The following is a 25,823-nucleotide window of genomic DNA, read 5'->3' on the forward strand; positions in this document are numbered from 1 at the left end:
GTGGTCTACCGAAGAGAAATTACCCGTCGAAGTCGAACTTTGAATCCGCAACATTTTCGCCTCTGGTCCTGTGTTCTCTACGGACAGAAGCCACTCCGGTCCGGTCGACATCCGGACGGCATTGTGTCGAGAGCAAGGCGAAAGATGCAGGTTTTCGGAGACTCAGACTGGACGGGACGTTTATTGTTGCAAGGACCATGCCAAACTAGCGACTACCATTTTCGTGTGTAGGCGCGACGGCGCAGTCATCATGTACCTTTGGAATGCTGGCAATCGGCCCAAAGCTGCCACTGATCAGCTCTGCCCATGCCGCACTGCAGCTTACCCAAAGCCGACATCTATGTCGTGATTTAGATGCGGTTGTTTGGCGAATAGACTTGTAGCCAAGAGAAACAACCTTGCTCCAATCTCGCGATCATGCATGCATACAAGAAAGTAATTGATAGAATTGGATGAGTCTCTTTGGCTGGAAAGATACCAAAGACTGTAGTGTCGTTAGTGGAACCGGCAGTTTGGTCTCTCGCGGCACAGTTACTTATTTTGACGACCGATCGGCCGGGTTCGAAGAAGCATCAGCCAACTGTCAACACATTCTATGAGACCGGTATCGTCACCGCAGTGTACCAGGCGCTACTTATGAGTCCCGTGCTGGCTCATTTAGAAATCAGACATGAAATGCCCTTTCCCACTCCTGGGAAGGGTGCGCCAAAGCGCGTGGATCTGTGGTTGAGACCTTACAATGGCGGCATTCCACAGATGATCGAAGCTGGCGATTTTGGCGTCAAAAAGGTCCATGATGATTTGGAAAAGCTAAGAACCTTGAACCCGAAGGGCATCAATTGGTTCTTGGCCTTTTTTCGTTCAGGGGGACCAGCCTTGAACCCACTGCTAGAACTGAAAAAGAGCTTTGAACGGGCAAACGGCCTGAACGACAAAAAGGTCAAATTGGAGCCGGGTTTGGTGAAGTCGTTCAGCGTCTACCGGCCAAACAAGGAACCTGAACCGTTTGGGATTGCCCTGCTGAAGGCCCAATAGCTCGCGGCCCTTAGCTCCCGTTAAATGATCGCGCAGCGAAAGGTTGCTGCTCGTTTCAGAACATCGAGCCGATGTCGGAGGCCCCCGTCGGGTAGGCCGCGGGCATCGACTTCACCTGCGCCGCCGTCAGCCCCAGCTTGATCGCCAGTGAGAAGACATTGATCAGCTCGGCGTAGTCTGGGCCGAACATGTGCGCGCCGAGAACCTTGCCGTCCATGCCGGTAATGACCTTCGCCCCCGCGTAACTTTCGCCAAGCCGCTTCTGCGAGAACCAGCCAGAGGTGTCGGTGAAGCTAACATCGAATTCGCCCCCTTCTCGCGCCTCCTCCTCGAGGAGACCAACCCGGGCCAACTCGGGGATGGTAAACACGACACTCGGCACGCCGGTGTAGTCAGGCTCGGTGCGCTTCTCCTTCAGCATATTCGAGGCTGCGATCTTGCCCTCGAAGACCGCTACCGGGGTCAGCGGTTTGCCGGGGGATGCGGCGGAGTCGCCTGCTGCGAAGATGCGCGGGTTCGACGATGATTGGAGCCAGGGTGTGACCTCCACGCCGCCATGCTCGGTTTCGATGCCCGCGGCGGCGAGGTCGAGATGGTCGACGGCGGGCACCCTTCCGGCACCGTGGACGACGAGGTCGGCCTCGATGGCATGGTTCTCGCCCCCCTTCCGGTAGACCACGCGGTGGACTCCCTCCGCCTCCTCGATCCGCTCGATCGCGGCTTCGGGGATGATCTCGATCCCGGCCGCGCGGCTGCGCTCGATCAGCATGTCGACGAGATCGGGGTCGAACATCTTCAGCTGCCGCGCGCCTCGGTCGAGGATCGTCACCTCCGCCCCCGCCCGCGCCGCGATATGGGCGAATTCGAATGAGATGTAGCCGCCGCCGACGAAGACGATACGGCGGGGCAGCTCTGCGAGGTTGAGGAAGTCGGTGCTGTCGATCAGCTTTTTGGCGCCGGGGAAGTCCAGCGGCCGCGGCTTTGCTCCTGTAGCGATCAGCGCGTGGCGGAAGCCGATCTCGCCATGAGCTTCGATCCCGATCCGGTCCTCGGCCGTGAAGCGAGCACGACCGTGCAGCGTGCGCACCCCGGCTTCCTTCAGGCCGCTTTCCATGCTCTCCGGCACCGGGTCGGTGAAGCTCTCCTTGTGGTTCATCAGCGCCGGCCAGTCGATACGGGTCTCGCCCGTGATGCCTTTGCCGGTCAGCCGCTGCGCGGCCTCGACCGCCTCGGCCCCGGCGCGGAGCATCTTTTTCGGGTCGCAGCCCCTGAGCGCGCAGGTGCCGCCGTAGGGAAGCTCGTCGACAATGGCGACCGACCAGCCGGCCTTGCTGCATTTCTTCGCGGCGTTGATCCCGGCCATGCCGGCGCCGATGACGATCAGGTCGAGTGTTTCGGTCATACATGCTCCTCGTTTCTCAAGTGTTGGGCTGGGGGTGCTCTGGGCTTTTCAGCGGTATCTGCCCATGAAGCGCTCGCTTCGCCCACAGATCGCCGCGGTGCCCCCGCCGACCGCGAGGCCGAGCCATTGCCATCCCCCGCCGCCCAACGGCACCAGCCCGGTGCCGTGGCCCAGCACTGGACACGTCATTGCCAGCAGATAGGGCCCGGTGTAGCGGCAATGGACACGCCCGCAGCGCCGGGCGTTGAGCAAGCAGGCCCCGCCCATCCAGACCAGCGCCAAAAGCCAGATCACCGTCTTGGGGCAATTGGGCAGCGGGATCGCCAGGAGCATGGCACCGAGGGGCAGCCACCACGCGATGAAAGAGCCGCTGGCCGAGCCAAGGAGATCGCGCGAAGACTTGTCACTCATGGGTCACCCTGCGCAGCAACTAAGCGCGGCCACGTCCTTCTCGAAAGTTTGAGCGGCGAGCTTCAGGCCTTCGACCGTCGTGAGATAGGGCATGATCGTATCGCCCAACTCCTCGTAGGTGAGCCCCGCCTTCAGCGCCATCGCCGCCGTCTGGATGCTGTCTGCGCCCTCCGGGGCGAGGATCTGCGCGCCCAAGAGCCGTTTGCTGCCTGCTTCTGCCACCAGCTTGATCAGCCCGCGCTTGTCACGGGCGGCGAGCGCGCGCGGCACAGCGTCGAGCGGCAGAACCGAGGTCACGACCTCGTGCCCGACAGCCCGTGCCCGCGCTTCGCTCAGCCCCACACCCGCCACCTGCGGGTCGGAGAAGACCACCCAGGGCATCGTGGCGTTGTCGTAGCTACGCGCCTCGTCCGCCACTGCATTCCGCGCGGCGAGTTTTGCGCCATAGGCCGCCATGTAGACGAATTGGTCTCGCCCGGTGACGTCGCCCGCGGCCCAGACCTTTGGGTTGTCGGTGCGCATATGCGCGTCGACGACGATCCCACCCCGCAAGTCGGTCTCGATCCCAGCAGCGCCGAGGTTCAGCCCGTCGCTGTTCGGCAGTCGTCCGGTGGCGAGCAGCAACCGCTCGGCGTCGAAGGTGTCTCCGACCGTGGTGGTCAGACGCACGGTATCGCCGTCGCGGGTCACGCTCTCGTAGCCCGTGACCCGCGCCAGGCGGATGCCTTCCTTGGACAGATAGCCCTCCAGCGCTTGTGATATCTCTGGCTCCGCTTCCGGCAGCACGCCCCGGCGACTGATCAGCGTCACTTCGACACCCGCACGGGCGAAGAGCTGCACCAGTTCCACCCCGATATAGCCCGCACCGAGAACCAGCATCGAGGCTGGCAGTTCGGTCAGCTCCAGTGCCGAGGTGCTGTCGAGGACGTCGACCTCCTCGATGCCCGGGATTGTTGGCGCATGCGGGCGGGAGCCGGTCGCGATGACAATCTTCGTTGCTGAAAAGACCGCGCCGTCCACCATCAGGTGGCCGTCGTCGTCGAACCGGACGGCGCCCTCAATGTAGTCGATGTTCTCGTGCTGCGGCAAAACGTTGGCATACTTCGCCGCTCGTAACTCCTCCACCAGCGCTTGCTTCTGCGCCACCGTCGCGGCCCAATCGGTGACGCGGCCCTCGGCCTCGATGCCGTCGAAGCGGCTCGCGCGGCGGGCATGATGCAAGCTTTCCACGGCGCGGATCAGGGCCTTCGAAGGCACACAGCCCACGTTGACGCATGTGCCGCCGATGGTCCCATTGCCGATCAGGGCCACCCGCGCCCCGGCTTCGGCGGCGGTGATCGCGGCCGAAAATCCCGCCGAGCCGGCGCCGATCACAGCAAGGTCATAGGCGCCGCTTTTGGGCGTGCAGCAATCTTTCATGTCAGCCTCTTCAGTTGATGCGTTGGCGCCGCCAGAGCGCGTAGAGGGTGATGCCGATGAACACCGCGAGCGCTGGCAAAAGCACGAGGTCGAGCCAGCCCAGCACGGCCGACAGCCCGACCGCGCCCAGCAGGATCACGAGAACCGGGGTGAAGCAGCACAACGCCACGACGACAGTGCCGATCAGCCCGTATTTCAGAAGGCGGTCGTTCTTGCCCGAGGGTGTCTCGGGTTGGGTCACGATCCGCCCCCGGCAACGAGTGACGCCCCGTAGCCGACGCCGGTCACGGCAGCGACCAGAGCTTCGGGATCGGTTACGGCGTCGTCATATCGCAGCAGGTAAGTGCCATCTTCGTCCTCGCCCTCGGTAAACTCGGCGATCTGCACGGTTTCCACTTTCTTCAGAGCGGCGGCGACGATGTAACTGCATGAGGGGCAGGTCAGCCCGGTAACATGCAGCCGGGTCTCGGCCTCGTCCGCCAGCGACATCGCAGGGGCCAGCATCAGAGCTGTGGCAAGAAGGGTTTGTTTCATCGGGGTCTCCGTATCAGAAGGTCAGGATGCGCGGGGCGACATAGGGAAAGACCAAGGCCAGCAGCACGACGGCCAGTGCGCTCCAAAGAAGCGCCCGCATCACGCCCCGATCCACTGGACGGGCGCAGGCGCCGGTGCCGCAGTTATCTGCGGGCACCGGGCGATAGGCTTTCCAGAAGCCATAGCCCAGAGCCACTGCCGCAAGGGAGAAGGTAACCCATTTATAGGCGTAAAGTGCCGTGAGCTGGCCGATGAAAACGCCGGTCACGCCGAGGCTGACAAGCACCAGCGGGAGGATGCAACAGGAGGTCATCGCCAGCGCGCCGAGCACCCCGGCACCGGTGGCGGCCCATCCCGACCTGTCCGGATGGTTTTGTGCCTGTCGCTCGGTCTCAGTCATCTCGCTCATCGCTTCGCCGTGGTTGTCGCTTGATGACAGGCAAGATAGGGTCTGTAGCAACTACAGGATCAAGGGGTTTTCTTATGTCCGACGATCACGCTATCGCGAGCGACCTGAAGCGCGCCGACCTCGCGCGCCTGACGGGCTGCAATCTCGAGACGATCCGCTACTACGAGAACGTCGGCCTGATGCCCGATCCGCCGCGCACGGCATCGGGCCATCGCCGCTACGGCACAGCGCATGTGGAGCGGCTGAGTTTCGTGATGCGGGCCCGGGATCTTGGCTTCACCATGGAAGAGATCCGCGGCCTGCTGTCCCTCGTTGATCGCGGAAGCCATACCTGCGCCGAGGTCGAACGGATGGGCCGCCACCATCTCGACGTCGTCCGAACCAAGATCCGCGACCTCCAGATGATTGAAGCCGTTCTCGCCGGAACGATCGCACGCTGCACCGGCACCGACACCCCTGACTGCCCGTTGCTCGATGTTCTCAACGAGGGGCAAGCCAATTCAGAACGGGTAGTAAGGGCGTCCGAATAGCTGCCGTTCATGCGAGGTGCAGCGAAAGGCCGGTATCCGCCCTTGGCGTCTACAGGATCTTCTACGGCATTTCTGCGTCTCGAAACCTTGCCCGCACCGGCCGGTCGCCTAGGAACGGCATCTGCCTCGGCGTGGTAGAGTATGTGGTATGAGGAGTCTATTCGAAAGTGTTTCTTATCTTGTTACAGTATGTTATCAGTATTTTTACGCGGACTTCCGCTCCGCCACCACCCTCATTTCCGACTTAATTGTCGCGCGCCCTCGGCGGCGACCCCTTCTTTCCACGAGATCGCTGGACAGGTGCATCTCGAACGGCCGGCGCCCTTCAAAAACGCCAAGCACGGGCAGCAGACCGTATACGGCTCTTGGAACGGGATCTGGAGATGTATCGCGCCGTGGAAAGCCGCGTCCCTGCGGCACGTCGAGTTATGAGCGGAGGCCGCGACTACGTGGGCCGCTCGCGCGAACGTCGCTGGCGGAGTCAGTGGCGGAGGACGAGCACCGAGCAGGTCGAATGGCGCACCACGCGCGCGGCGTTGGGGCCGAGGAGGTAGTCCTGGAAGTTCGGCCGATGCGCGCCCATCACGATGAGGCGGGCGTCGAGCGACGCGGCGGTCGCAAGGATCTCCTCGTAGGCCACCCCGTGCCGCACGACATGCTTGATCCCGGCCTCCGCGGCCTCGCCGAGGACCGCGGCCACGGAGCGGTGCAACGCCTCGGCCGCATCCGCCAGCGCCTTTTGCTCCGCGCCCTCCTCGAAATACGCGCCGACGATGCTCATCCCGAAGTCGGGGATCGCGGTGACGACGGCCAGGTGGCCGTCATCCTGCTCGGCCCTGCGCCGCGCCTCCGTCAGGATCATCGCGTGGTTTTCGGGATGGGCCAGATCTATGGCGGCGAGGATGGTGCCGATCATGCCGCCACCTCCTCGGGGCGCCGATCCGCCCGGCGCTGCTGCAGGAACGCGACCAGGGCCAGCAGAAGGAATGCCGGCAGGTAGAAGATCTCCTTGGGCATGCGGTCGGCCTCGACCTCGATGCCGGTGACGACCCAGTCGAAGTCGACACCCATCTGCTCGGCCGGTCCGCCGAAGGCGAGAAGGTCCACGATGACTGACCCATCCCGTTCCACGAGGTCGAGCCCGGCGCTCTGCGACAACCGGTCGAAGCCCGAGGGGCCGGCCTCGCCCAGCGGCAGGAGGAACGTGGACGACACGAAGGTTCCGTCGATCGTCTCGCCCTCCAGCCCGATGCGGACTTCGCTGTCCGGCGGCGCCTCCTCGGCCAGGGCGAAGATCTCGGCGGGCGGCATCTGGACGAAGGGATCCTGCACCTGGTCCAGCCAGAAGCCCGGCCTGAACAGCGTCAGAGCCACCAGCACAAGGGCGACCGATTCCCAGATGCGCGAGCGGGTCAGGAACCAGCCCATGGTTCCGGCGGCGAAGACCAGCATCGCGATGAGCGCCACGATGAAGACGAACACCGCCTGCACCGGCCCGACATCTATCAACAGAAGGTCGGTGTTGAAGATGAACAGGAACGGCAGGAGCGCCGTTCGGATCGAGTAGAAGAACGCCTGGAAGCCGGTCTTGATCGTATCCCCGCCCGAGATCGCGGCGGCCGCAAAGCTGGCCAGTCCCACGGGTGGCGTCACGTCGGCCATGATCCCGAAGTAGAAGACGAACATGTGTACCGCGATCAGCGGCACGATCAGCCCGTTCTGCGCGCCCAGTTCGACCACGACGCCCGCCATCAGCGAAGACACGACGATGTAGTTGGCGGTTGTCGGCAGACCCATCCCGAGGATGATCGAGATGATTGCCACGAAAAGCAGCATGAGCATCAGGTTGCCAGCCGACAGAAATTCCACGAACTCGGCCATGACCTGGCCCACGCCGGTCAGCGTGACCGAGCCCACGATGATGCCCGCCACGGCCATGGCGCAGGCCAGGCCGATCATGTTGCGGGCGCCGATGATGAGGCCTTCGACCGCTTCCGCGGCGCCGTCCTTCAGGCGGGCGAAGGCCTGCCCCTCGCCTCGGAAGATCGCCTTGAGCGGCTTCTGCGTCAGCAGCGTCAGCAGCATGAAGCTGGCCGACCAGAAGGCCGCGAAGCCGGGCGACTTCCGCTCGACCATCAGCAGGTACATCAGCAGGAAGATCGGCAGCAGGTAGTAGATGCCCGAACGGAAGATGTCGCGGGTCGGAGGCAGGTTCTGCATCGACTCGACCGACAGCTCCAGGTCCGGCTCGCGCGCGGCATAGGCGACGGCGCCCACATATGCGCCGAGGAAGACCGCCACGAGCACGTAGGTCGCCGCGTCGCCCAGGGCTCCGAAGACCAGCCCGACCAGCAGGCCCGCGACATAGAGCGTGCCGCCGGCCACGATGATGCCGATGCAGATCGCGAGGACCGCGCGCAGGATGAAGATGATGGGGTTCATGCGGCTGGTGCCGGTCATGCCCATCTTCAGCGCCTCGAGATGGACGATATAGACCAGCGCCACGTAGGAGATGGCCGCGGGCACGATGGCCGTCTTGACGACCTCCACGTAGGAGACGCCGACATATTCCGTCATCAGGAAGGCGACCGCACCCATCACCGGCGGCGTCAGCACCCCGTTGATCGAGGACGACACCTCGATGGCGCCGGCCTTGGCGGGCGAGAAGCCAACCTTCTTCATCAGCGGGATAGTGAAGGTGCCGGTGGTGACGACATTGGCGATCGACGAGCCGGAGATAAGCCCCGTTGCGGCCGACGCGATGACCGCAGCCTTGGCCGGACCGCCGCGCAGGTGGCCCAGCGTGGCGAAAGCGAGGCTGAGGAAGTAATTGCCCGCCCCCGCCTGGTTGAGCAGCGCGCCGAAGAGCACGAAGAGGAACACGAAGCCCGAGGACACGCCGAGTGCCACGCCGAATACGCCCTCGGTCGTCAGCCACATGTGACTCATCGCGCGTTCGATGGAGGCGCCGCGCCATCGGATCACGTCCGGCAGGATCTCGGACGAGCCGAAGAAGACATAGGCCAGCATGACCGCGGCCACGATCATCAGCGGCAGGCCCAGCGAGCGGCGCGCGGCCTCCATCAACAGGACGACGCCGATGCAGGCGAAGACAAGATCGGTGGTGGACGGCGCGCCGGACCGCGCGGCCAGCCCGTCCCAGAAAAGGAAGAGGTAGCCCGCCGAGAAGGCCGCCAGCAGCGCCAGGATCCAATCCTGGACGGGGATCGTGTGGCGGGGGCTGGATTTCAGCGTCGGGAAGGCGGTGAAGGCGAGGAAGACCGCGAACGCCAGGTGGATCGAGCGGGCTTGCGCGTTGTTCACGACGCCGAAGCCTATCTCGTAGGGGATCGGCGAGGCGATCCAGAGCTGGAACAGCGACCAGATCAGCGGCACGCCCCAGAGCACGCCGCGCGAGAAGCCCCCGGTGGGCGCGCGCGCCCCAGTATCGGCTTCGGCGATGAAATCGTCGACGTCCGGGCGGTTCGGAGCCTCGATGGGGGCCTTGTCGGTCATGTCGCGTCTCCGCCGCTGGCTCGTCCGAGGCCGTCCGCGCGGCATGCGCGGACGGCCGTCTCGTTGGGCTCAGCCCCGGCGGATCACTTCCACCCGCGCTCCTGGTAGTACTTGAGCGCGCCGGGATGCAGCTCGGCGGTCAGGCCCGAGGAGATCATCTCCTCCTCCGACAGGCGCTCGAAGGCGGGGTGCAGGCGCTTGAAGTCGTCGAAGTTCTCGAAGACGGCGCTGACCACGGTGTAGACCATCTCGTCGGAGGTGTCGGCCGCGGTCACGAAGGTCGCGCGCGGGCCCCAGGACGGAATGTCCGCGTCGTTGCCCGAATACATGCCGCCGGGGATCGTCGCGGCGGCATAGGCCGGATTGTCGGCCAGCAGGCTGTCGATCTCGGCGCCTTCCAGCGGCACGATGGAGACATCGCAGGTCGACGTCGCCTCCTGGGCGGAGCCATTGGGCAGGCCCGCGGCCCAGATCGTGGCGTCGATATTGCCATCGCAGAGCGCGGAGGCCTGCTCGGCCGAGCTCAGCTCGGCGGCAAACGACAGGTCGTCGGCCGACAAGCCGTAATACTCCATCAGCGTCTCGGCCAGCACCCGCGTGCCCGATCCGGGATTGGCGATGTTGACCTTCTTGCCGGCGAAGTCGGCCGGCGTGGCGATGCCAGCACCGGCATTGGCCATCACGTGCAGCGGCTCGGGATGGATCGAGAAGAGCGAGCGCAGCTCGGGATAGGCGCCGTCCTCGGCGAACGACCCGGTGCCTTCGATGGCGGCCGCCTGCACGTCCGACTGCACGACACCGAAATCGAGCTCGCCCTGGCGGATCGTGCGCGTGTTGTAGACCGAACCACCGGTCGATTCGACCGAGCAGCGCAGCCCGTGATCGGCCCGGCCCGCGTTGACCAGCCGGCAGATCGCGCCGCCGGTCGGGTAGTAGACGCCGGTCACGCCGCCGGTCCCGATGGTGAAGAACTGCTGGTCCTGCGCCATGGCGCCCGACGCAGCGGCGATGGCGATCGCGCTCGCGACGCCGAAAAGGGCTCTGTCTGAGATCATGGTAATTCTCCCTGTACGTCCTGTCGGACACCGATCGGGGCATCTCGTTGGCGGAGGCCCCCTGGCGGCGAGGTTTGGGGATTGCCTTGCCCGTGTCACCAGAAAACTACCGTTTTTTTATCTCGGGCCAGTACGCTTTATGTTTCCGGCGGAGGGAATCGTAGCTTCTCACCCGCTCTCGGACGGTCGCGCCTCCAGCATCCACCAGCATCGCCAACAGGATTTCCAGCACGGCCATCGCGCCAGAGGTGCAGGCGATGTGATGCGTCGTGTCGGTTGAGACCAGGATCGTATGATCGGCCCGAAGGCCGGGCGCGACGATCTCACTGTCGGAGATGAGGATCAGCTTCACGCCGCGCGCGATCGCGAAGGCGGCGGCCTCGATCGTCTCTTGGCTATAGGGCGTGAACGTGATCGCAACCAGCACATCCTCGGGACCGGCATCGTTCAGGTCGTCGAGGGCGGACGACATGTGACGCGGCACGATCTCCATGGATTTCAGAGCCATGCGGCCAACGTAGGTGAAGTGATGGGCCAGCCCGAAGCTCGACCGCATCGCCGTGACGTACACTTTGCGGGCAGCGATCATCGTGTCCACGACGGCGCGCAACCGGTCCGGCGACTGACGTTCGATCGAACGCGAGACCACGGCCAACGAGTTGGATGCGGCGCGGACATCCGCCTCCGCCCCATCCGCCCGCCAACGGTCGAGCCAATCGCCGGCTCCTGCGCGCGGACCAATGGAGACGAGGGCATGACGGAACGGCTCCCGCAGGTCGTCGAAGCCACCAAACCCCAAGAGGCGTGAGAGCCGCACAAGGGTATAGGTGCTGACGCCCGATTTACGGGCCGTCTCGCGGATCGGGTCGAGCCCGAAGTCGGCCTCGTTGTCCAAGATGTGTTTCGCCGCGGCGCGGAGCTGGGGCGACAGATCGCCGGCGCGCGCGCGAAGCTCTGAAATCACTCGGGTTTTCAGGGTCGGGTCCAATCGCTCAGGCCTTACCCAATCGGTCTAGTAAAAAACATTTGGTATTTTTTCGCATCGTTGACGCATCTTGCAATTTTAACCAAGGGTCAAGCACGGTTCTCTCAACGGGACGCGGCACCATGGAATCCTCACTCCCCTCTCACGCATCCGTCGTCGTGATCGGCGGCGGCATCATGGGTGCTTCGACGCTCTACCATCTCGCGCAGCTCGGCGTGTCGGACGCCGTCCTGCTGGAGCGGAACAAGCTCACGTCGGGCACGACATGGCATTCGGCCGCGCAGGTTCGGGCGCTCCGCCATTCGCGCAACCTCACCCGGATGATCCGCTACTCGGTCGATCTCTATGCCCGGCTGGAGGCGGAGACCGGTCAGTCTGTCGGCTGGATCCAGAAAGGCTCGCTCTCCATCGCGACCACACCGGATCGGCTGACGCATGTGCGGCGGCAGGCGTCGCTCGCCCATGCCTTCGGGATCGCGGCGACGGAGGTCTCGGCCGCCGAGGCCAAGGATCGCTGGCCGCTGATGAACGCGGACGACGTCCTCGGCGCCGTCTGGTCCCCCGACGACGGCCGCGTCAGCCCCTCGGATGTCTGCGCGGCGCTGGTCAAGGGCGCGCGCGCCCGCGGTGCCAAGCTCTTCGAAGGGACGGGCGTCACCGGCATCCTGACCGAGGGCGGCCGCGTCCGGGGCGTCGAGACGGACCGCGGCACGATCCGCTGCGACGCCGTCGCGCTCTGCGCCGGGCTCTGGTCGCGGGACGTGGGGGCGTTGGCCGGCGCGCGCGTCCCGCTCTGGCCTTGTGAGCATTTCTACCTGCTGACCAAGCCCGTCGACGGAATCGCGGGCAACATGCCCACGCTGAGCGACCATGACGGGCATCTCTACATCCGCGACGATTCCGGCGGCCTGCTGGTCGGCTGCTTCGAGCCCATGGGCAAGGCCATCGCGCCCGGCATCCTGGACGAAAGCTTCGAGTTCGGCCTGCTGCCGGAAGACTGGGACCACTTCGAGCCGATGATGCTGAACGCGCTCCACCGCTTGCCCGCGCTGGAGACCGCGGAGGTCAAGATGCTGCTCAACGGCCCCGAGAGCTTCACGCCCGACGGGAGCTTCATGCTCGGCGAGACGGCGGAGACCCGGGGCCTGTTCCTTGGAACGGGCATGAACTCGGTCGGGATCGCATCGGGTGGCGGCGCGGGCATGAACCTCGCCCATGCCATCGTTCATGGTCACACCGCCTACGACCTGTCGGAGGCGGACGCCAAGCGCTTCGCCCCGGTCTTCGACTCGGTCGACCATCTTATGGCCCGCGTCCCCGAGGTGTTGGGGACGCATTACGAGATCGCCTATCCCGGACGTCAGCCCGCGACGGCGCGCGACCTGCGCCGCCTGCCGGTGGACGCCGCGCATCGGTCGGCGGGCGCGCATATGGGCCAGGTCTACGGCTGGGAGCGCCCGCTCTATTTCGGCAAGACCGCCGAGCCGCGCATGACCTTCGCCACGCCCGACTGGCACGAGAACGTCGCCGCCGAGGTCCGTGCCGCGCATGAGGGCGCGGCGATCTTCGACCTGTCGCCCTTCGGCAAGATCGAGGTCGAGGGCCCGGACGCCGAGCCATTCCTCGCGCATGTCTGCGCGGGCCATGTCCGGCGCGCACCCGGGTCCGTGATCTACACCGCCATGCTCAACCCGCGCGGCACCTTCGAGTCGGACCTGACCGCGCAGCGCCTCTCGCCGGACCGCTACCGCCTCTTCACCGGCACCGCCGCCATCGCCCGCGATCTGGCCTGGCTGCGCGCCCATGCCGACGGCTTCGACGTCGCGCTGACGGACGTCACCGAGCGCTTTGCCACCGTTGGCCTGATGGGCCCCGGGGCGGCGCGGATTGCGGCGGAGTGTGGCGCTTCCGGCCTGTCGGGGATCGGCTTCTTCAAGCACGCCGTGGCCCGGCTCGCGGGCGTCGCGGTGCGCGCCGCACGTCTGTCCTATGTCGGCGAAGCGGGGTGGGAGATCACCTGCAACACCGCCGACGCCCCTGCCCTCTACGCCGCGTTGACCGGTGCCGGGGCGCGGCCCGCCGGCCTCTTCGCGCAAACATCGATGCGGATCGAGAAGGGGTTCTGCGCCATGGGGCACGAGCTCGACGGCGACGTCACCCCGATCGCCGCCGGCCTCGACTTCGCCGTCCGCAAGACCGGTGGCTTCATCGGAGCCGAGGCGCTGGCCGAGGCGCGCGCGGCAGGGGCCGCGTCCCGTGTTGTCACCGTGGTGCTGACCGACACGGCCGCCGTGCCGCTGGGGCACGAGCCGGTGTTCCTGGGCGACGAAATCGTCGGAGAGACCAGCTCCGCCGCCTTCGGCCACCGGCTCGGACGCCCGCTCGCGCTCGCCCATACGCGCCGCGCGCTGGCGGACGGCACGCACGTTGCGGTCGACATCGCGGGCCGCCGCTTCGACGGGCGGATCGTGCGGGGCCCCGCCTTCGACCCCGAGGGCTTGCGGATGCGCGACGCCCACCTGGTCGAGGGCTAGGCCATGGCCCGCCCCCTTGTCATGGTCGCGCCGACCGGTGCGCGGCTGACGCGCTCCGACCACCCTGCCCTTCCCGTCAGCGTGCCCGAGATCGTCGAGACCACGCGGCGCTGCACCACAGTCGGGGCGGACGCGCTGCACCTGCATGTGCGTGACGCCGACGGCGCCCACTCCCTCGACCCGGGCCTCTACCGCGAGGCGCTGGCCGAGTTGGCCCGGGCGCTGCCCGCTCTGCCCGTCCAAGTCACCACCGAGGCCGCCGGTCGCTATGATGTGACCGACCAGCTCGCCTGCCTCGCCGAGCTGCACCCGGCCTGGGCGAGCGTCGCGATCCGCGAAATGGTTCGCGATCCGGACGTGGCGGCCCGCTTCTATGCCACCGCCGAGGCGACAGGGACGCGCCTTCAGCACATCCTCTACGATGCAGCGGACGCGGTGCGGCTGGCCAAGTGGCAGGCGGACGGGCGGGTGCGCCCCGACCAGACGGAGGCGATCCTCGTCCTCGGCCGCTACGGGGACGGCACCCCAAGCGACCCCACCGCCATCGCCGCATTCGTCGCGGCCCTGCCGGGCGGCACGCCCTGGATGCTCTGCGCCTTCGGCCCGTCGGAACACGCCTGCCTGCGGGAAGCCGCGCGCCTGGGGGGCGACGTGCGGGTCGGGTTCGAGAACAGCCGCACCGCCCCGGACGGCACGGCCTGGACCGACAACGCCGCATCGGTGGCGGCGCTGTGCTCGAGCCTCGCGGAGACGGTCGCATGAGTGTCACCGTCCGACCCGCGCGCGACCTCGATCGCGCCGCCGCCGTGTTGCGCACGCTGCGCCATAGCCTGCCGCAGGAGGTGTTCGACCGCCGCCTCGCCGCCGCGCGCGACGACGGCTACGTCGTGCTGGAGGCGCATGACGGCGACCTCATCCTTGGCGTGCTGGGCTACCGGATCGTCGTCGACGTCTGCTGGGGCCGAACGCTATTCGTGGATGACCTCGTCGTCGCCCAGATCGCGCGTGGGCAAGGCATCGGCGGTGCCCTTCTCGGCGAGGCCAAGGCTCGGGCGCAGGCGCTTCGCTGCGACCATCTGCGCCTGTGTTCGGGCCTGGACCGGCGGGACGCCCACCGCTTCTACGAGGCCCACGGCCTCTCCAGGTCCAGTTTCCAATTCGTCCTCGCCCTATCGAAGGTCTGACACCCATGTCCCATATCTTCCCGCGCCACTGCCACGCCGACATCCCCCGCGCGGTCGCCGGCGACGGCTGCTACCTGATCGACGCGGACGGCAAACGATACTTCGACGGCTCCGGCGGGGCCGCAGTATCCTGCCTGGGCCATTCCAACGCGCGCGTCACCCAGGCGATCAAGGACCAGGCCGACGCGCTCGCCTTCGCGCATACCGGCTTCTTCACGACCGATCCGGCCGAGGAGCTGGCCGACATGCTGATCGCCCAAGCGCCCGGCGATCTCGACCGGGTCTATTTCGTCTCCGGCGGATCGGAAGCCGTCGAGGCGGCGATCAAGCTGGCGCGACAGTTCCACATCGAGAACGGCGCGCCCGAGCGGCGGCACCTCATCGCGCGGCGGCAGAGCTATCACGGCAACACGCTGGGCGCGCTGGCCGTGGGCGGCAACGCCTGGCGCCGCCAGCAATTCGCCCCGCTCCTGATCGACGTGAGCCACATCGCGCCCTGTTACGAGTACGCGGAGCGCGCCGAGGACGAGACCTCGGAGGCCTATGCCGCCCGCGCCGCGCAGGAGCTGGAGGACGAGATCCTGCGGCTCGGCCCCGACACCGTCATGGCCTTCCTCGCCGAGTCGGTCGTGGGCGCAACCCTCGGCGCCGTCCCGCCCGTGGCCGACTACTTCACCCGCATCCGCGAGATCTGCGATCGCTACGGCGTTCTTCTGATCCTGGACGAGGTGATGTGCGGCATGGGTCGGACAGGCCATCTCTTCGCGTGCGAGGCCGACGGCATCGCCCCCGATATCCTGTGCATCGCCAAGGGCTTGGGCGCGGGCTATCAGCCCATCGGAGCGATGCTCTGCACCGATGCAATCTACGACCGCATCGCCGCGGGCACCGGGTTCTTCCAGCACGGCCACACCTATCTCGGCCATCCCATCGCGACGGCGGCGGGCCGCGCCGTCCTGCAGGAACTGGCCGAAGAGGACCTCATCCCCCGCGTCCGCGAGATCGGCGACCGGTTCGAGGCCGCCCTGCGCGATCGCTTCGCGCAGAAGCCCCATGTGGGCGACATCCGCGGACGCGGCTTGTTCTGGGGGATCGAGTTCGTCGCCGACCGCGGCGCACGGACGCCATTCGATCCCACCAGGGGGCTTGCCGGAAAGCTCAAGAAGGCGGCCTTCGCCGAAGGTCTGATCTGTTATCCGATGCCGGGCACGCGCGATGGACGCCACGGGGACCACGTCCTGCTCGCCCCACCCTTCATCATGACCGACGATCAGATCGGCGAGGTTGTCGACAAGCTGGATCGGGCGATGACAGCTGTTTTCGATTGAGAGCCGAACGGTTCGGGCCTGCCTTGATCCTCGGAGCGTCCGCGCCGGGGGACGCGGGTTTGATCCAAGCGGAAGACCGGACGAGTGACGAAGACGCCGAGCGTCCTCGCCAGGTCGATAACCCCGACAGGCGGATCAGCTCGAGCAGACCTTCGATAGACGACAGCGTCGATTTTCGGAAACGAAGGGTGACGAAGAGAGGTGCATCGTAGCTCGGAAAGCTCGCCCCAGCCCTGCAGGCCTCACAAAGCTTGGACCGTCACCGTGGCTCGGAGGCATTTCGCAGCCGCCGGGGTCTACCCCGCGTGGCGTTCCTTCCACCAAGGAGGGCGTGTAGGCTCTCGCGATGCACACGCTCATCGCCCTTCTGCGCGCCGTGAACGTCGGAGGCACCAGCAAACTGCCGATGGCCGAGCTGCGCGCGATGGCCGAGGCAGAAGGCTTCGGTGCCGTGCGGACCTACATCCGGTCCGGCAACCTCGTATTCGAGACCGATCGCGGACAGGATCACGTGAAGACGGCGCTGGAGACCCGGCTCGAAGCCTATGCGGGCAGGCCCGTCGGGGTGATCCTGCGAACGGCCGAGGAGATGAGCGCAATCCTCGCCGCCAACCCCTTCCCCGATGCGGAGCGAAGCAAGGTCGGCGTTCTGTTCCTCGATGCCGCCCCGCCGCCCGATACGTGCGACGCCGCCAAGTGGCACGCGGACGAAGAGATTGCCCTCGGCACCCGCGAGGTCTTCGTTCACTATCCCTCGGGCATGGGCCGAACGAAGCTGCGGCTTCCCGCCATGGCTGACGGCACGATGCGCAACGTCAACACGGTCGCCAAGCTCGCGGACATGGTTGGTAGACGCGAATGATGCGCTCAACTCTCGTAGCAGGGTGAAGATGTGCCGATTGCATGCGCGCGCCGGTAACACCGGGCCGGAACGCCATCGTCATCTCGTTCGGGTCAGCTTCGGCCACGGAAGCGCTTCTTCAGGCGTTTCCAGACCCCACCGGAACGGCCCAAGCTGCCAACCCAAATCTGCCATTCATTCTCGACAGGCCTTCTGAGCGGCAGGGTCCGCCACTCGTCCAGGCCAGCCTTGTCTGGCGTTTTGCCGGACAGGCGGTGATCCAATCGGCGTCGCAAGGCTCACTTGCAGCGCAAGGTCGTGCCCAGAAGCGCCGCAAGCGAATTTCTTCGAAACACCTTGTCGAAGGCTCAGTCGGCGGTGGTCGCGACGCCGTTGCGCCAGGCTGCGCTCGCCTTGCATTGGCGGCAGATGCGATCGGTGAAGCCGCTGCTGTCGTGATCGCCCTGGCATCGCAGGCATTTGCGGATCTTGGGGATGTCGCCTCTGGCCGGGTTCTCTGGTCCGATCCCGCGCTCAGGGGCGACCGCAATTTTGCCGTTCACGCGGCGGTCCAGGTCGAGGAGTCACATCGGTGGGGTTGAACGGTCGGCGGGCGTTGAAGACCCTCGCCGGCCACGACGGTCATGTCCGGTGCGGTCATGGCGCGCGCCAGGGCGGCGTAACTCGGTCGGAACCCGATCTCGTCGCCGACGGCGAGCGCCGGCCCCCGTGCCGTGACGACGAGGTGATCGCTCGTCGCGCCGATGCGCGTCAGGCGGTCCGGCATCACCAGGCCGTTGATGTCGACGTCCAGATGTCCGAGCGCGAGAATCGCCTCGCGGCCGCAATCTGGTCGGGGCGTCGCAAGGGGTCCCGGCGCAGCGACTGTCTCGATCACCTCTGCCACGATCGCAAACGCGTCGGTCGCGAGCCCGTCGATCCCCGCGCCTGATACCGGGTCGAGGCCCAGCAGGATCGCCTCGCCCAGTCGAAGGTCGTCGATACGGGAGGGCCCGCGCGATCCGAGCGCCCAGGGCAGGCTGGACGAGCCGCCACCGGAGATCGTCGCCAGCGGGAGGCCGAGCTCGGCCTCCACCGCCATCGCCAGCGACGAGAGCATGGCCATGGCCGCCCGGTCGGGTGGGCGGCCGGACAGGCAGGCGAAATTGGCGCCGAGGCCGTGCAGCACGACGCCATCGGTCGCCGCGACCTTGCGGGCGGCGACCCGGATGGCGGCGGGGCGGATGCCCTCGCGCCCGTCGCCCAACTCCACCATCAGGACGATCCCATGTCGGCGGCCCGTGCGCCGGGCCGCGCGGGCGAGCGCATCGATCACATCGGCCTCGGTATTCAGGCTGACGTCGCAAACCCGGACGACACGGTCCACCTGACTGAGCATCGGCGTGCGGATCAGGGCCATCGGCACGTCGATCCCGGCCGCGCGCATCCGCTCGAGGCCCGACACGCGCGCATCGGCCAGCCGGGTCACGCCGCCCGCCAGCATCGCGCGGGCGATTGCGGGATGGCTGCCGACGCCCTTGGTGACGCCGGTGACGCCGATCCCGCGCGCGGCCAGGCGGGCGACGAGACTGCGTGCATTGCCCGTGACTTTCGCCAGATCGACCTCGACGCGCGGCGTTGTCACGCCATGACCGCGGGAACGGGCTGGCCGAGGCTCGGGAAGGCGGACAGGACCATGTCGACGAGTTCGGCCGCGGGCCGGGTCAACGCATCGGTCGCCGGAAGCGCCAGCGCGCCGGACAGGCGCTCGAGCGCACCGGCGATCTCGGTCGGGGCCAAGCCCTCGTGGTTCAGGGTCAGACCGATGACGCGCGTGGCCCCGAAGGCTTCGATCAGCGCGATCTCGTCCGCCGGATCGGGCATCGGCATCTGCGGGAAGTCGCAGCGATGTGGGCGCGCGGGCGCGTCCTGCAGGATGACGCCGTCGGGCTGGCTGCCGCGCAGGATGAAGGCCGAGGTGCAGAATGCCGGATGGCTCAACGCGCCCTGGCCCTCGATCACGATGACCCGCGGAGCCTCAGCCTCCCAAGCCGCCAGAACCGCGCCCTCGAGTTCGCCCGCGCAGAACTGCGGCGGCACCGCGTCCATGGCCACGCCCCAGCGCGCGCCTTGCATCAGGCCGGTCTGCCCGGTTCCGACCAGTTCGGTCGCGATGCCCGCCGCGCGCAGCGCTTCCGTCAGGATCGTCGCCGTGGTGCGCTTGCCGATGGCGCAGTCGGTCCCCAGCACCGCGATGCGGATCGCGCCGATGCGGCCCACGCTGCCATCGAAGAGCCGCATCTCGCGCGCGGGCTTGGGCCGCCGCATGTCGCGGATCCAGACCTGGCTGGCCTCGGCGGCGGCGGACATCTCGGGATCGTCCCCTAGATATTCATGCAAGCCGCTGACGATGTTTATGCCCTGCCCGATGGCATCGAGGATCACGGCGCGGTCGATGCGCGACAGCCGCCCTGTCGATGGCGCCTTCCCGTAGATCAGAACGTCCGGCGTGACCGCCTCGCAATGGATTGCGGCATCGAGGTCGGCGAGGACGGGAATGTCGTTCGCCACCCCGTCCAGAACCTCGCCGCTGTCCCTACCCGCCTTGGTGCCGTCGATGACGGAGAGGATCCGGTATGCGTCGCAATGGCGGACGAGTCCGTTGGCGGTCTTGCCGTCGATCTGTCCGAACTTGCCCTCGCAATAGACGATGGCGTTGGGCGGCTGACGGCCGGATCCGTGCAGATCGGCCTGCAGCGGCGACATAACGGCGGGAAGCGGCCTTCGACGCGGCAGGGCGCGGCCCGCCGACGTGGCGTGGCGACTCGGCATTTGGCCGTTCTGATTTTTAGACATGCAATGGTTCCTCCGACGGGGAAAGCGCCGCCTCGCTGTAGGAATGTTCGCCGCGGTCATGGGCGCGTCGCCGGACGGGCGCGCTATTCCATGCGGCGGCAGGCGCTCCGGACCCATTGGAAGCCGCGATGGCATTCCCATCCGTTGCCGGACCGGTCGAGATGCGCGTGGGCCGGCAAGTCGATCCGGGCGCAGCGGTCCCTGATCCTCTCGAAGCCGCGCTTGCACGCCCATCTCGGCGCGTAGCTTCGTTCGACGAAGAACGCATGGTCGGGGATCGGGACCAGCTCACAGCCGTCGCCGCGCGCCACGAATGTCCGCGCGCAGGTCCAGGGCTCTCCGAAGCGCGATCCGGTGAGGAAGGCGTTTTCGGGAATGGCGATCTCGGCGCAGCCGTCGCCTGCGACCTCGTAGCCCCGGTCGCACCGCCAGCCGGATATGCCCGTCCCGTCCGCCAGATAGGCGTTCGGCGGAAGGACGACCTCGAGGCAGATATCATCGACTTTTACGTAGCCACGATCACAGCTCCACCGCCGTCCCGAAGGGTCGAGATGGCCGCCTTCCGGAACCGTGATCGCAGCGCAGCCGGTGCGCTCGACCTGTCGGAACCCATGCGCGCATTCCCAACCGGTGCCGTAGGTCCGGTCGGTCGCGTAGGCGTTTGCCGGAACGATCACCGCCTCGCAGTCGGTCCCGACGCGGCGATAGCCGCGGTCGCATTCCCAGCCACCGCCGAAGCTCCGCGCCACCGCGTTCTCGGGGATCGGAGCCATACCCTCCTGCGCCCATCCTGCCGACCCCCAGATGGCGAGGACCATCGCCGCGAGGATTGGACGTAGGCAGGCCCTGAGGATGGCATGACATAGAGCCCTAAGAGACATCGAGGTCCGCCGCGATCAACGAGCGTTGCAAGCCGGGTTTCGGCCAACCGGATATCGTCATGCTGTCTCCTTCAGCGGGGGAAAGCGCCGCTTCGCTCTGGCGCAACGGACATCCAAATCGTCGCCTGACCTGCATCTGCAGCGCGGGGTCGGCGCCGCGGCTCGCGGGTCGTGCCGCAATGATGAAAGTGGCGCCGAGCTCTGGTCCGGCGCGACGTGATCGCCATCCGTCCATTCGCGCCAAGACCTGTCGACCCGAAGCGCCGCACCGCGCCCTGCCGGGTCCAGACCCCTCCATAGGAAGCGTCGAGAACGGCCGCACTGATCCAGGTTAGCACCGTGGAAACCGGGCCCTCCCCCCTGCCGCTCGGAACGTGCGATGCGGGCTAACCTGCGTCAGTGCGGCGGAGACGAAAGACGCGCAGGAGCCATGCGATCGGCCATCCGTTCGGCCGATGTTCCCGTGACGAGTATGGGGGGCGCATGACGCGTCGGCCCGTGAGGGTCCTTCCGTCAGGCGCCCTCGCTTTCCCATGACCCACAAGAGGAAGGACATTCAGATGAGCGACGAGAACCAGAGCCAGGAGAGCCAGGCCGAGAAGCACATGGCCTCGGTCAAGGCCTCTTGGGACAAGGCCCCCGAAGGATCGAAGAAGGATGCGGCGTTGAAGCATTATGAGGCGGCGCAGAAGGCGCAGGAAGCCGATGACGAGGACACGGTCCACCGGGAACTCAAGGAGGCGAGCCGCGTCCTGATGTAGGGCACGCACGGCTGATGCGACGATGGGACCGGCCGCCACGACACGCCGGACGGTCCCTCAGCGCAAGAGCGGGCCCCCATGGTCGAGATAGGCCGGATCGAAGCCCGCGAGTTCGACCAGCCCTGGATAGTCGTGCAAGGTGACGCGCCCGTCCCGGAATGTCGCAAGCCCCCGCTCGCGGAGCTGTCGCAGGACGCGGTTAACGTGGACCGCGCTGAGACCCAGCGCGTCCGCGAGGTGATATTGGGTCAACGGACAGTCGTATCCCTCCCGCGTTCCCAGTCCCACGAGCGTCAGCCGCGAGGCGAGCTCCAGCAGGAAATGGGCCATGCGCGCGTCCGCTCCTCTCCGGCCGATCCCGACCAGGTGCTCGACGACCATCGCCTCGTCACGAGACACGGCCCAGAGAATGGCCGTCGCGAGGCGTGGCGTCCGTGCGAAGGCCTCCAGCAGGTCCTCTGCCAGCACCTCGGCCGCCTCGATGTCGCCAATCGGCTCGAAGCTGTGATCCGACGTGCGCAGCAGCACGCTGCGAACCCCAAGGAAGTCGCCGGGGACCTGGAAATCAACGATTTGCCGCGTTCCGTCGGGCTGGAGCTTGTAGGAACACACCCAGCCCGCCGACAGGATATATGCGGCCTGTCTGGCCTCTCCCTGATAGACCATGTCCCGTCCCGCGACGAAGGACCGGCGACGCCGGTGAAGCTGCTTGAGCACATCAAGCTCGACCTGCGACAGCGCGACGAAGGCGGAGAGCTTCCGGGTAAGCGGGCTCGTCTCGATGAACGCCATGAGCCTCCGAACTGCCCCGGACCCCCGGTGGGGTCCTTCGGGTCCGGACTATGCGGCTTGGGAGAGCATGTCGATCTGCCCGCACCGTTTTGTGGTCGATGGTCTGGCGAAGGTCGCGTGCTGATGCATCCCAAGGCCACCGAACCCGTGCGCGGCCGCATATCCGCGCTCGCCGAGCGAGCGTGGGCCATCCTCGGTGACTGACGCGGGGCACGGGCTGACGCGGCCATTCACCGACCTGCCGGGTTGCTGCGGCGCGGTCCGCCATCCCTGAGACGGTGAACCGTATTGGACGACACCGGGTCGGCTTCTCATCGAGCGTGTCCCCATTTCCCAGGGTCCGCGATTCCGGATGGCTCCCACATGACGCGGGCTGCGGCCGGGGATAATAGCGCCGCAATCGTGCCGCTGCGGCTCAGTCGGAGCCGCCACGTCGCGGACCGTACTCCGCGCGCGCGCTCGAACGCAGCCAGCTGGCGAACCGCTCGGTCGCCTCTCCACCTTTCTTGCGGCGGCGCGCGAGGTAGAAGCCCTGTCCCGGCGACATGACGGGCAGTCCCGCCGAAACCAGCGCCCCCGAGGCGACCAGCGCCCCGGTAATCGACCGCCAGCCCAACAGCATCCCACGCCCCTCGAGCGCGGCCTGTGTGGCCTGGACGTAGTTGGTGAAGGACTGCCCCCCGCCTCTCACCGGAGCCTGGCCGGTCGCCTTGAGATACTCCGCCCATGTGAGCCAGGAGGTCTCGCTGGTCCTGACATGGACGAGCGACACCCCACTCGGCGGAACCGTATCGCCGAAACCGTCGCGCAGGGACGGGGCGCAGACCGGGTCCACCACCTCGTCGAAAAGATGTTGCACGTCGCCGTCGCTCCACCGCCCATGCCCGTAGCGGATCGCCACGTCGTTCCCGTCGGCGAGGGCCGGTACGCCGGATTGCGTGGTGACGACGTTGACCAGGAGGTCGGGATGCGCGCGGTAGAAGAGCGACAGGCGCGGCATCAGCCAGTAGGTCGCGACCCCCACGGAACATGCGACGGTCACGGACCTGTCCTGCTCGGAGCCTGTCTGCCGCAGCTTGTCGAGAAGGTCCGCGATCTTCGACAATCCCTCGGTCGTTGTCGCTGCGACGGCGTAGCCCGCCTCGGTGGGCCGTGCAGGTCGGCTGCCGCGATCCAGCAGCGGCAGGCCGATGTAGTCCTCCAGCTTTTTCACGGCCTGACTGATCGCGGGTTGGGTCACGTTCAACTCCGCCGCGGCCGCCTGGATGGAGCCCGCCCGGATGACCGCCGCGAAGGCGGTCAGCAATCTCAGCGGTGGGAGATCGTGTTCCATAGCATAAGCATTCGCTAATACTTCATTTAGCGCAATCGCCGTTTTCCGCCGCAAGGCCACCGCATAGCCTCGTCCCGAAATCGACCTGACGGGAAGGGGCGGAGCGATGGACGGCGCGCGTATCGAAGCGGTGGTTCTGGAAGACAATGGGCTCACGGTGAACCTGCCAGAGACGGGACCGGCCTATTTCAATGCATGGTGGCTGCGCGACAATTGCCCGACCTCCTTCGATCCCGAGACGCGGGAGCGGAGCTTCGACGTTTTCCACCACGAGGCGACGCCCCGCCCCGCCGAGGCGGGGATCGACGCCGGCGCGCTCGTGATCCGCTGGGCGGGCGAGGATCATGTCTCCCGCTATCCGCTGGACCTTCTGAGGCCATACGCCGCCGGGACACGTCGAGCCGATCCGGCCGACCTTCCGCGGAGGCCGTGGTATGCCGATCACTACGCCGACATCACCCGCGTCTCGCACCCCGCTCTTCTCGAGAATTCGGACGAACGGCAACGCTGGATGGAGGCTCTGCTGGTGGAGGGCGTCGCCATCGTGACGGACATGCCCGACACGGACGAGGGACTGACCCGGACGGCCTCGTTGCTGGGCGCCATCCGGCCGAGTTTCTTCGGGGCCTATTTCGACGTTCGGACTCATATCAAGCCGACGAACCTCGCCTACACGTCCAAGGCGCTGGAGCTGCACACGGATGTCCCGGCGGAGGAACTCTCGCCCGGCATCCAGTACCTGCATTGCCGGCGCAACAGCGTCGAAGGCGGGCGGAACCTGTTCCTCGACGGCACCGCCGTGGCCAACGATCTGCGCGAAAGCGACCCCGAGGCGTTCCGGCTTCTGTCCGAGACCGAGGTGCCGTTCTACAAAGAGCACGACGGCATCGACATGCGCGCGCGCCAGAGGGTCATCGAACTCGACCACAATGGCGAAGTGGCGGGCGTGACGATCAGCCAGCACATGGCCGACATCTTCGACCTGCCTCAGAGGCTGCTCGACAGCTACTATCCCGCGTTCGTCAAGTTCGGGCGACTGCTTCAAAGCGACAAATACGTCATGCGCTTCACGCTCGCCGCCGGGGAATGCATCTCGTTCGACAACCACCGGATCGTACATGGCCGCGCCGCCTATTCCGCCACGAGCGGCGAACGCCATCTGCGCGGGACGTACACGGACCGGGGCGAGTTGCGCGGGCTTTACCGGGCGATGGTCTCAGAAGGCCGGTTCGCGTGAAGGACACCGCACCCGAGGACCAGATCCACTCGCTGCGGGTCGATCTGGCCGCCGCCTTCCGGCTGGCCGTGCGCTTCGACTGGCACGAGTCCGTCGGCAACCATTTCAGCGTCGCCGTCTCGGACGACGGACGCCGGTTCCTGATGAACCCGAAATGGCGACACTTCTCCGCAATCCGCGCAAGCGACCTGCTGCTGCTCGACGCTGACGACCCGTCCGTGATGGATGACCCGGGCGCGCCCGACGCATCCGCCTGGACGATCCACGGAACGCTGCACCGCGCGCGGCCCGATATCCGGGTCGTCCTCCATTGCCACCCCCCCTACGCCACGGCGCTGGCCGCGCTCGCAGACCCGGCCTTGCCGCCGGTCGACATGAACACGGCGCGCTTCTTCGGAGATCTCGCCATTGATCCCGATTGCGGCGGGATTGCCGATGACGCCGCGGAGGGCGAGCGGATCGTCTCGGCCCTCGGGGACAGTTCGGTGCTGCTCATGGCAAACCACGGCCTGACCTGTACGGGGACGACCGTCGCGCAGGCCTTCGAGCAGCTCTATTTCTTCGAGAAGGCCGCCCGGACGATCCTTCTCGCCCACGGATCGGGCGAGCCGCTCGGCGTCATGTCCGATGACGTGGCACGCCGCACGGCGGAGGGCTGGCGGGCCTATGCCGGAATGGCGGATGCGCATTTCGATCACCTCAAATCGGTGCTCGACCGCGAAGAACCGAACTATCGCGACTGAGTATGATCCGGCATTGATCGGGACATGGGAAAAGTGC

General features: G+C 66.6%; 26 protein-coding genes. 10 read left to right on the forward strand and 16 right to left on the reverse strand.

Going from position 1 to position 25,823, the window contains the following annotated elements; genetic code table 11:
- Nucleotides 1-498: 498 nt before the first annotated feature.
- Complete coding sequence (locus Q0833_RS08115; RefSeq protein WP_298432302.1) at nucleotides 499-1,035, forward strand: hypothetical protein; 537 nt, start codon at nucleotides 499-501, stop codon at nucleotides 1,033-1,035.
- Nucleotides 1,036-1,090: 55 nt separating this feature from the next.
- On the opposite strand, the gene Q0833_RS08120 is transcribed toward Q0833_RS08115, so the two are convergent.
- From Q0833_RS08120 to Q0833_RS08145, 6 genes are read right to left on the reverse strand one after another with little or no spacing between them, the layout of a single operon-like run.
- Nucleotides 1,091-2,437, reverse strand: coding sequence for an NAD(P)/FAD-dependent oxidoreductase (locus tag Q0833_RS08120; RefSeq protein WP_298432305.1), 1,347 nt, complete (start codon nucleotides 2,435-2,437; stop codon nucleotides 1,091-1,093).
- Between the two features lie 48 nt (nucleotides 2,438-2,485).
- Nucleotides 2,486-2,848, reverse strand: a complete 363-nt coding sequence (locus tag Q0833_RS08125) for a hypothetical protein (protein WP_298432308.1) — start codon at nucleotides 2,846-2,848, stop codon at nucleotides 2,486-2,488.
- A 3-nt stretch (nucleotides 2,849-2,851) separates the two neighbouring features.
- Nucleotides 2,852-4,267, reverse strand: coding sequence for a mercury(II) reductase (gene merA / locus Q0833_RS08130; RefSeq protein ID WP_298432311.1), 1,416 nt, complete (start codon nucleotides 4,265-4,267; stop codon nucleotides 2,852-2,854).
- Between the two features lie 10 nt (nucleotides 4,268-4,277).
- Nucleotides 4,278-4,508, reverse strand: a complete 231-nt coding sequence (gene merF / locus Q0833_RS08135) for a mercury resistance system transport protein MerF (protein ID WP_298432314.1) — start codon at nucleotides 4,506-4,508, stop codon at nucleotides 4,278-4,280.
- Nucleotides 4,505-4,801 (reverse strand): hypothetical protein, encoded by a 297-nt coding sequence (locus Q0833_RS08140; RefSeq protein WP_298432317.1) that lies wholly within the window; start codon nucleotides 4,799-4,801, stop codon nucleotides 4,505-4,507. Before Q0833_RS08140 ends, merF begins: the two co-directional genes overlap by 4 nt.
- A 13-nt stretch (nucleotides 4,802-4,814) precedes the next feature.
- On the reverse strand, nucleotides 4,815-5,210 hold the full coding sequence (locus Q0833_RS08145) for a mercuric transporter MerT family protein (RefSeq protein WP_298432320.1): 396 nt from the start codon (nucleotides 5,208-5,210) through the stop codon (nucleotides 4,815-4,817).
- A gap of 74 nt (nucleotides 5,211-5,284) precedes the next feature.
- Here Q0833_RS08145 and Q0833_RS08150 point away from each other — a divergent pair, with 74 nt between their 5' ends.
- On the forward strand, nucleotides 5,285-5,740 hold the full coding sequence (locus Q0833_RS08150) for a helix-turn-helix domain-containing protein (RefSeq protein WP_298432323.1): 456 nt from the start codon (nucleotides 5,285-5,287) through the stop codon (nucleotides 5,738-5,740).
- A gap of 481 nt (nucleotides 5,741-6,221) precedes the next feature.
- On the opposite strand, the gene Q0833_RS08155 is transcribed toward Q0833_RS08150, so the two are convergent.
- The 4 genes from Q0833_RS08155 to Q0833_RS08170 form a co-directional block, all read right to left on the reverse strand.
- Complete coding sequence (locus Q0833_RS08155; protein WP_298432326.1) at nucleotides 6,222-6,656, reverse strand: universal stress protein; 435 nt, start codon at nucleotides 6,654-6,656, stop codon at nucleotides 6,222-6,224.
- Complete coding sequence (locus tag Q0833_RS08160) at nucleotides 6,653-9,256, reverse strand: TRAP transporter permease (protein ID WP_298432329.1); 2,604 nt, start codon at nucleotides 9,254-9,256, stop codon at nucleotides 6,653-6,655. Before Q0833_RS08160 ends, Q0833_RS08155 begins: the two co-directional genes overlap by 4 nt.
- 83 nt (nucleotides 9,257-9,339) lie before the next feature.
- Nucleotides 9,340-10,311 (reverse strand): TAXI family TRAP transporter solute-binding subunit, encoded by a 972-nt coding sequence (locus Q0833_RS08165; RefSeq protein WP_298432334.1) that lies wholly within the window; start codon nucleotides 10,309-10,311, stop codon nucleotides 9,340-9,342.
- Between the two features lie 106 nt (nucleotides 10,312-10,417).
- Nucleotides 10,418-11,299: a MurR/RpiR family transcriptional regulator gene (locus Q0833_RS08170; RefSeq protein ID WP_298432337.1), complete on the reverse strand. Its 882-nt coding sequence runs from the start codon at nucleotides 11,297-11,299 to the stop codon at nucleotides 10,418-10,420.
- Between the two features lie 119 nt (nucleotides 11,300-11,418).
- On the opposite strand from Q0833_RS08170, the gene Q0833_RS08175 reads away from it, so the two are divergent.
- The 5 genes from Q0833_RS08175 to Q0833_RS08195 all read left to right on the forward strand — a co-directional run bounded on the left by Q0833_RS08175 (nucleotide 11,419) and on the right by Q0833_RS08195 (nucleotide 17,204).
- Nucleotides 11,419-13,830 (forward strand): FAD-dependent oxidoreductase, encoded by a 2,412-nt coding sequence (locus Q0833_RS08175; protein WP_298432340.1) that lies wholly within the window; start codon nucleotides 11,419-11,421, stop codon nucleotides 13,828-13,830.
- 3 nt (nucleotides 13,831-13,833) lie between these two features.
- Nucleotides 13,834-14,592: a 3-keto-5-aminohexanoate cleavage protein gene (locus Q0833_RS08180; RefSeq protein ID WP_298432345.1), complete on the forward strand. Its 759-nt coding sequence runs from the start codon at nucleotides 13,834-13,836 to the stop codon at nucleotides 14,590-14,592.
- Nucleotides 14,589-15,014 (forward strand): GNAT family N-acetyltransferase, encoded by a 426-nt coding sequence (locus Q0833_RS08185; RefSeq protein WP_298432348.1) that lies wholly within the window; start codon nucleotides 14,589-14,591, stop codon nucleotides 15,012-15,014. The genes Q0833_RS08180 and Q0833_RS08185 overlap by 4 nt, the downstream gene beginning before the upstream one ends.
- A gap of 5 nt (nucleotides 15,015-15,019) precedes the next feature.
- Nucleotides 15,020-16,342 carry an aspartate aminotransferase family protein gene (locus tag Q0833_RS08190; RefSeq protein ID WP_298432350.1) on the forward strand — a complete coding sequence of 441 codons (1,323 nt, stop codon included), beginning with the start codon at nucleotides 15,020-15,022 and terminating at the stop codon, nucleotides 16,340-16,342.
- 346 nt (nucleotides 16,343-16,688) lie between these two features.
- Complete coding sequence (locus Q0833_RS08195) at nucleotides 16,689-17,204, forward strand: DUF1697 domain-containing protein (protein WP_298432353.1); 516 nt, start codon at nucleotides 16,689-16,691, stop codon at nucleotides 17,202-17,204.
- Nucleotides 17,205-17,551: 347 nt separating this feature from the next.
- Here Q0833_RS08195 and Q0833_RS08200 read toward each other — a convergent pair whose 3' ends face one another.
- From Q0833_RS08200 to Q0833_RS08215, 4 genes are all read right to left on the reverse strand, one after another.
- Nucleotides 17,552-17,746: a hypothetical protein gene (locus Q0833_RS08200; RefSeq protein WP_298432356.1), complete on the reverse strand. Its 195-nt coding sequence runs from the start codon at nucleotides 17,744-17,746 to the stop codon at nucleotides 17,552-17,554.
- Entirely contained in the window at nucleotides 17,743-18,828 is a 1,086-nt protein-coding gene (locus tag Q0833_RS08205) for an alanine racemase (protein WP_298432359.1), read from the reverse strand. The genes Q0833_RS08200 and Q0833_RS08205 overlap by 4 nt, the downstream gene beginning before the upstream one ends.
- Nucleotides 18,825-19,949, reverse strand: a complete 1,125-nt coding sequence (locus Q0833_RS08210; protein ID WP_298432364.1) for a DUF1611 domain-containing protein — start codon at nucleotides 19,947-19,949, stop codon at nucleotides 18,825-18,827. The genes Q0833_RS08205 and Q0833_RS08210 overlap by 4 nt, the downstream gene beginning before the upstream one ends.
- 173 nt (nucleotides 19,950-20,122) lie before the next feature.
- A complete protein-coding gene (locus tag Q0833_RS08215; protein WP_298432367.1) occupies nucleotides 20,123-20,812 on the reverse strand; it encodes a hypothetical protein in 690 nt (229 codons plus the stop codon).
- A gap of 668 nt (nucleotides 20,813-21,480) precedes the next feature.
- Here Q0833_RS08215 and Q0833_RS08220 point away from each other — a divergent pair.
- On the forward strand, nucleotides 21,481-21,681 hold the full coding sequence (locus Q0833_RS08220) for a hypothetical protein (protein WP_298432369.1): 201 nt from the start codon (nucleotides 21,481-21,483) through the stop codon (nucleotides 21,679-21,681).
- 57 nt (nucleotides 21,682-21,738) lie between these two features.
- On the opposite strand, the gene Q0833_RS08225 is transcribed toward Q0833_RS08220, so the two are convergent.
- A complete protein-coding gene (locus Q0833_RS08225; protein ID WP_298432372.1) occupies nucleotides 21,739-22,473 on the reverse strand; it encodes a Crp/Fnr family transcriptional regulator in 735 nt (244 codons plus the stop codon).
- Nucleotides 22,474-22,888: 415 nt separating this feature from the next.
- Nucleotides 22,889-23,806: a LysR substrate-binding domain-containing protein gene (locus tag Q0833_RS08230; RefSeq protein ID WP_298432376.1), complete on the reverse strand. Its 918-nt coding sequence runs from the start codon at nucleotides 23,804-23,806 to the stop codon at nucleotides 22,889-22,891.
- A 106-nt stretch (nucleotides 23,807-23,912) separates the two neighbouring features.
- Here Q0833_RS08230 and Q0833_RS08235 point away from each other — a divergent pair, with 106 nt between their 5' ends.
- Entirely contained in the window at nucleotides 23,913-25,043 is a 1,131-nt protein-coding gene (locus tag Q0833_RS08235) for a TauD/TfdA family dioxygenase (protein ID WP_298432379.1), read from the forward strand.
- The gene (locus Q0833_RS08240) at nucleotides 25,040-25,786 is read left to right on the forward strand and encodes a class II aldolase/adducin family protein (RefSeq protein WP_298432382.1); all 747 of its coding nucleotides are present in this window, start codon (nucleotides 25,040-25,042) and stop codon (nucleotides 25,784-25,786) included. The genes Q0833_RS08235 and Q0833_RS08240 overlap by 4 nt, the downstream gene beginning before the upstream one ends.
- Nucleotides 25,787-25,823: the final 37 nt, after the last annotated feature.

This window comes from uncultured Jannaschia sp. (assembly GCF_947503795.1).
GTDB lineage: Bacteria > Pseudomonadota > Alphaproteobacteria > Rhodobacterales > Rhodobacteraceae > Jannaschia.

Bases quoted from the DNA above. Each gene is read 5' to 3' on its own strand.
- Q0833_RS08120 (WP_298432305.1), bottom strand. From the start codon at position 2,437: ATGACCGAAACACTCGACCTGATCGTCATCGGCGCCGGCATGGCCGGG.
- Q0833_RS08125 (WP_298432308.1), bottom strand. From the start codon at position 2,848: ATGAGTGACAAGTCTTCGCGCGATCTCCTTGGCTCGGCCAGCGGCTCT.
- merA (WP_298432311.1), bottom strand. From the start codon at position 4,267: ATGAAAGATTGCTGCACGCCCAAAAGCGGCGCCTATGACCTTGCTGTG.
- Q0833_RS08140 (WP_298432317.1), bottom strand. From the start codon at position 4,801: ATGAAACAAACCCTTCTTGCCACAGCTCTGATGCTGGCCCCTGCGATG.
- Q0833_RS08145 (WP_298432320.1), bottom strand. From the start codon at position 5,210: ATGAGCGAGATGACTGAGACCGAGCGACAGGCACAAAACCATCCGGAC.
- Q0833_RS08150 (WP_298432323.1), top strand. From the start codon at position 5,285: ATGTCCGACGATCACGCTATCGCGAGCGACCTGAAGCGCGCCGACCTC.
- Q0833_RS08155 (WP_298432326.1), bottom strand. From the start codon at position 6,656: ATGATCGGCACCATCCTCGCCGCCATAGATCTGGCCCATCCCGAAAAC.
- Q0833_RS08160 (WP_298432329.1), bottom strand. From the start codon at position 9,256: ATGACCGACAAGGCCCCCATCGAGGCTCCGAACCGCCCGGACGTCGAC.
- Q0833_RS08165 (WP_298432334.1), bottom strand. From the start codon at position 10,311: ATGATCTCAGACAGAGCCCTTTTCGGCGTCGCGAGCGCGATCGCCATC.
- Q0833_RS08175 (WP_298432340.1), top strand. From the start codon at position 11,419: ATGGAATCCTCACTCCCCTCTCACGCATCCGTCGTCGTGATCGGCGGC.
- Q0833_RS08180 (WP_298432345.1), top strand. From the start codon at position 13,834: ATGGCCCGCCCCCTTGTCATGGTCGCGCCGACCGGTGCGCGGCTGACG.
- Q0833_RS08185 (WP_298432348.1), top strand. From the start codon at position 14,589: ATGAGTGTCACCGTCCGACCCGCGCGCGACCTCGATCGCGCCGCCGCC.
- Q0833_RS08190 (WP_298432350.1), top strand. From the start codon at position 15,020: ATGTCCCATATCTTCCCGCGCCACTGCCACGCCGACATCCCCCGCGCG.
- Q0833_RS08195 (WP_298432353.1), top strand. From the start codon at position 16,689: ATGCACACGCTCATCGCCCTTCTGCGCGCCGTGAACGTCGGAGGCACC.
- Q0833_RS08210 (WP_298432364.1), bottom strand. From the start codon at position 19,949: ATGTCGCCGCTGCAGGCCGATCTGCACGGATCCGGCCGTCAGCCGCCC.
- Q0833_RS08215 (WP_298432367.1), bottom strand. From the start codon at position 20,812: ATGGCTCCGATCCCCGAGAACGCGGTGGCGCGGAGCTTCGGCGGTGGC.
- Q0833_RS08220 (WP_298432369.1), top strand. From the start codon at position 21,481: ATGAGCGACGAGAACCAGAGCCAGGAGAGCCAGGCCGAGAAGCACATG.
- Q0833_RS08225 (WP_298432372.1), bottom strand. From the start codon at position 22,473: ATGGCGTTCATCGAGACGAGCCCGCTTACCCGGAAGCTCTCCGCCTTC.
- Q0833_RS08230 (WP_298432376.1), bottom strand. From the start codon at position 23,806: ATGGAACACGATCTCCCACCGCTGAGATTGCTGACCGCCTTCGCGGCG.
- Q0833_RS08235 (WP_298432379.1), top strand. From the start codon at position 23,913: ATGGACGGCGCGCGTATCGAAGCGGTGGTTCTGGAAGACAATGGGCTC.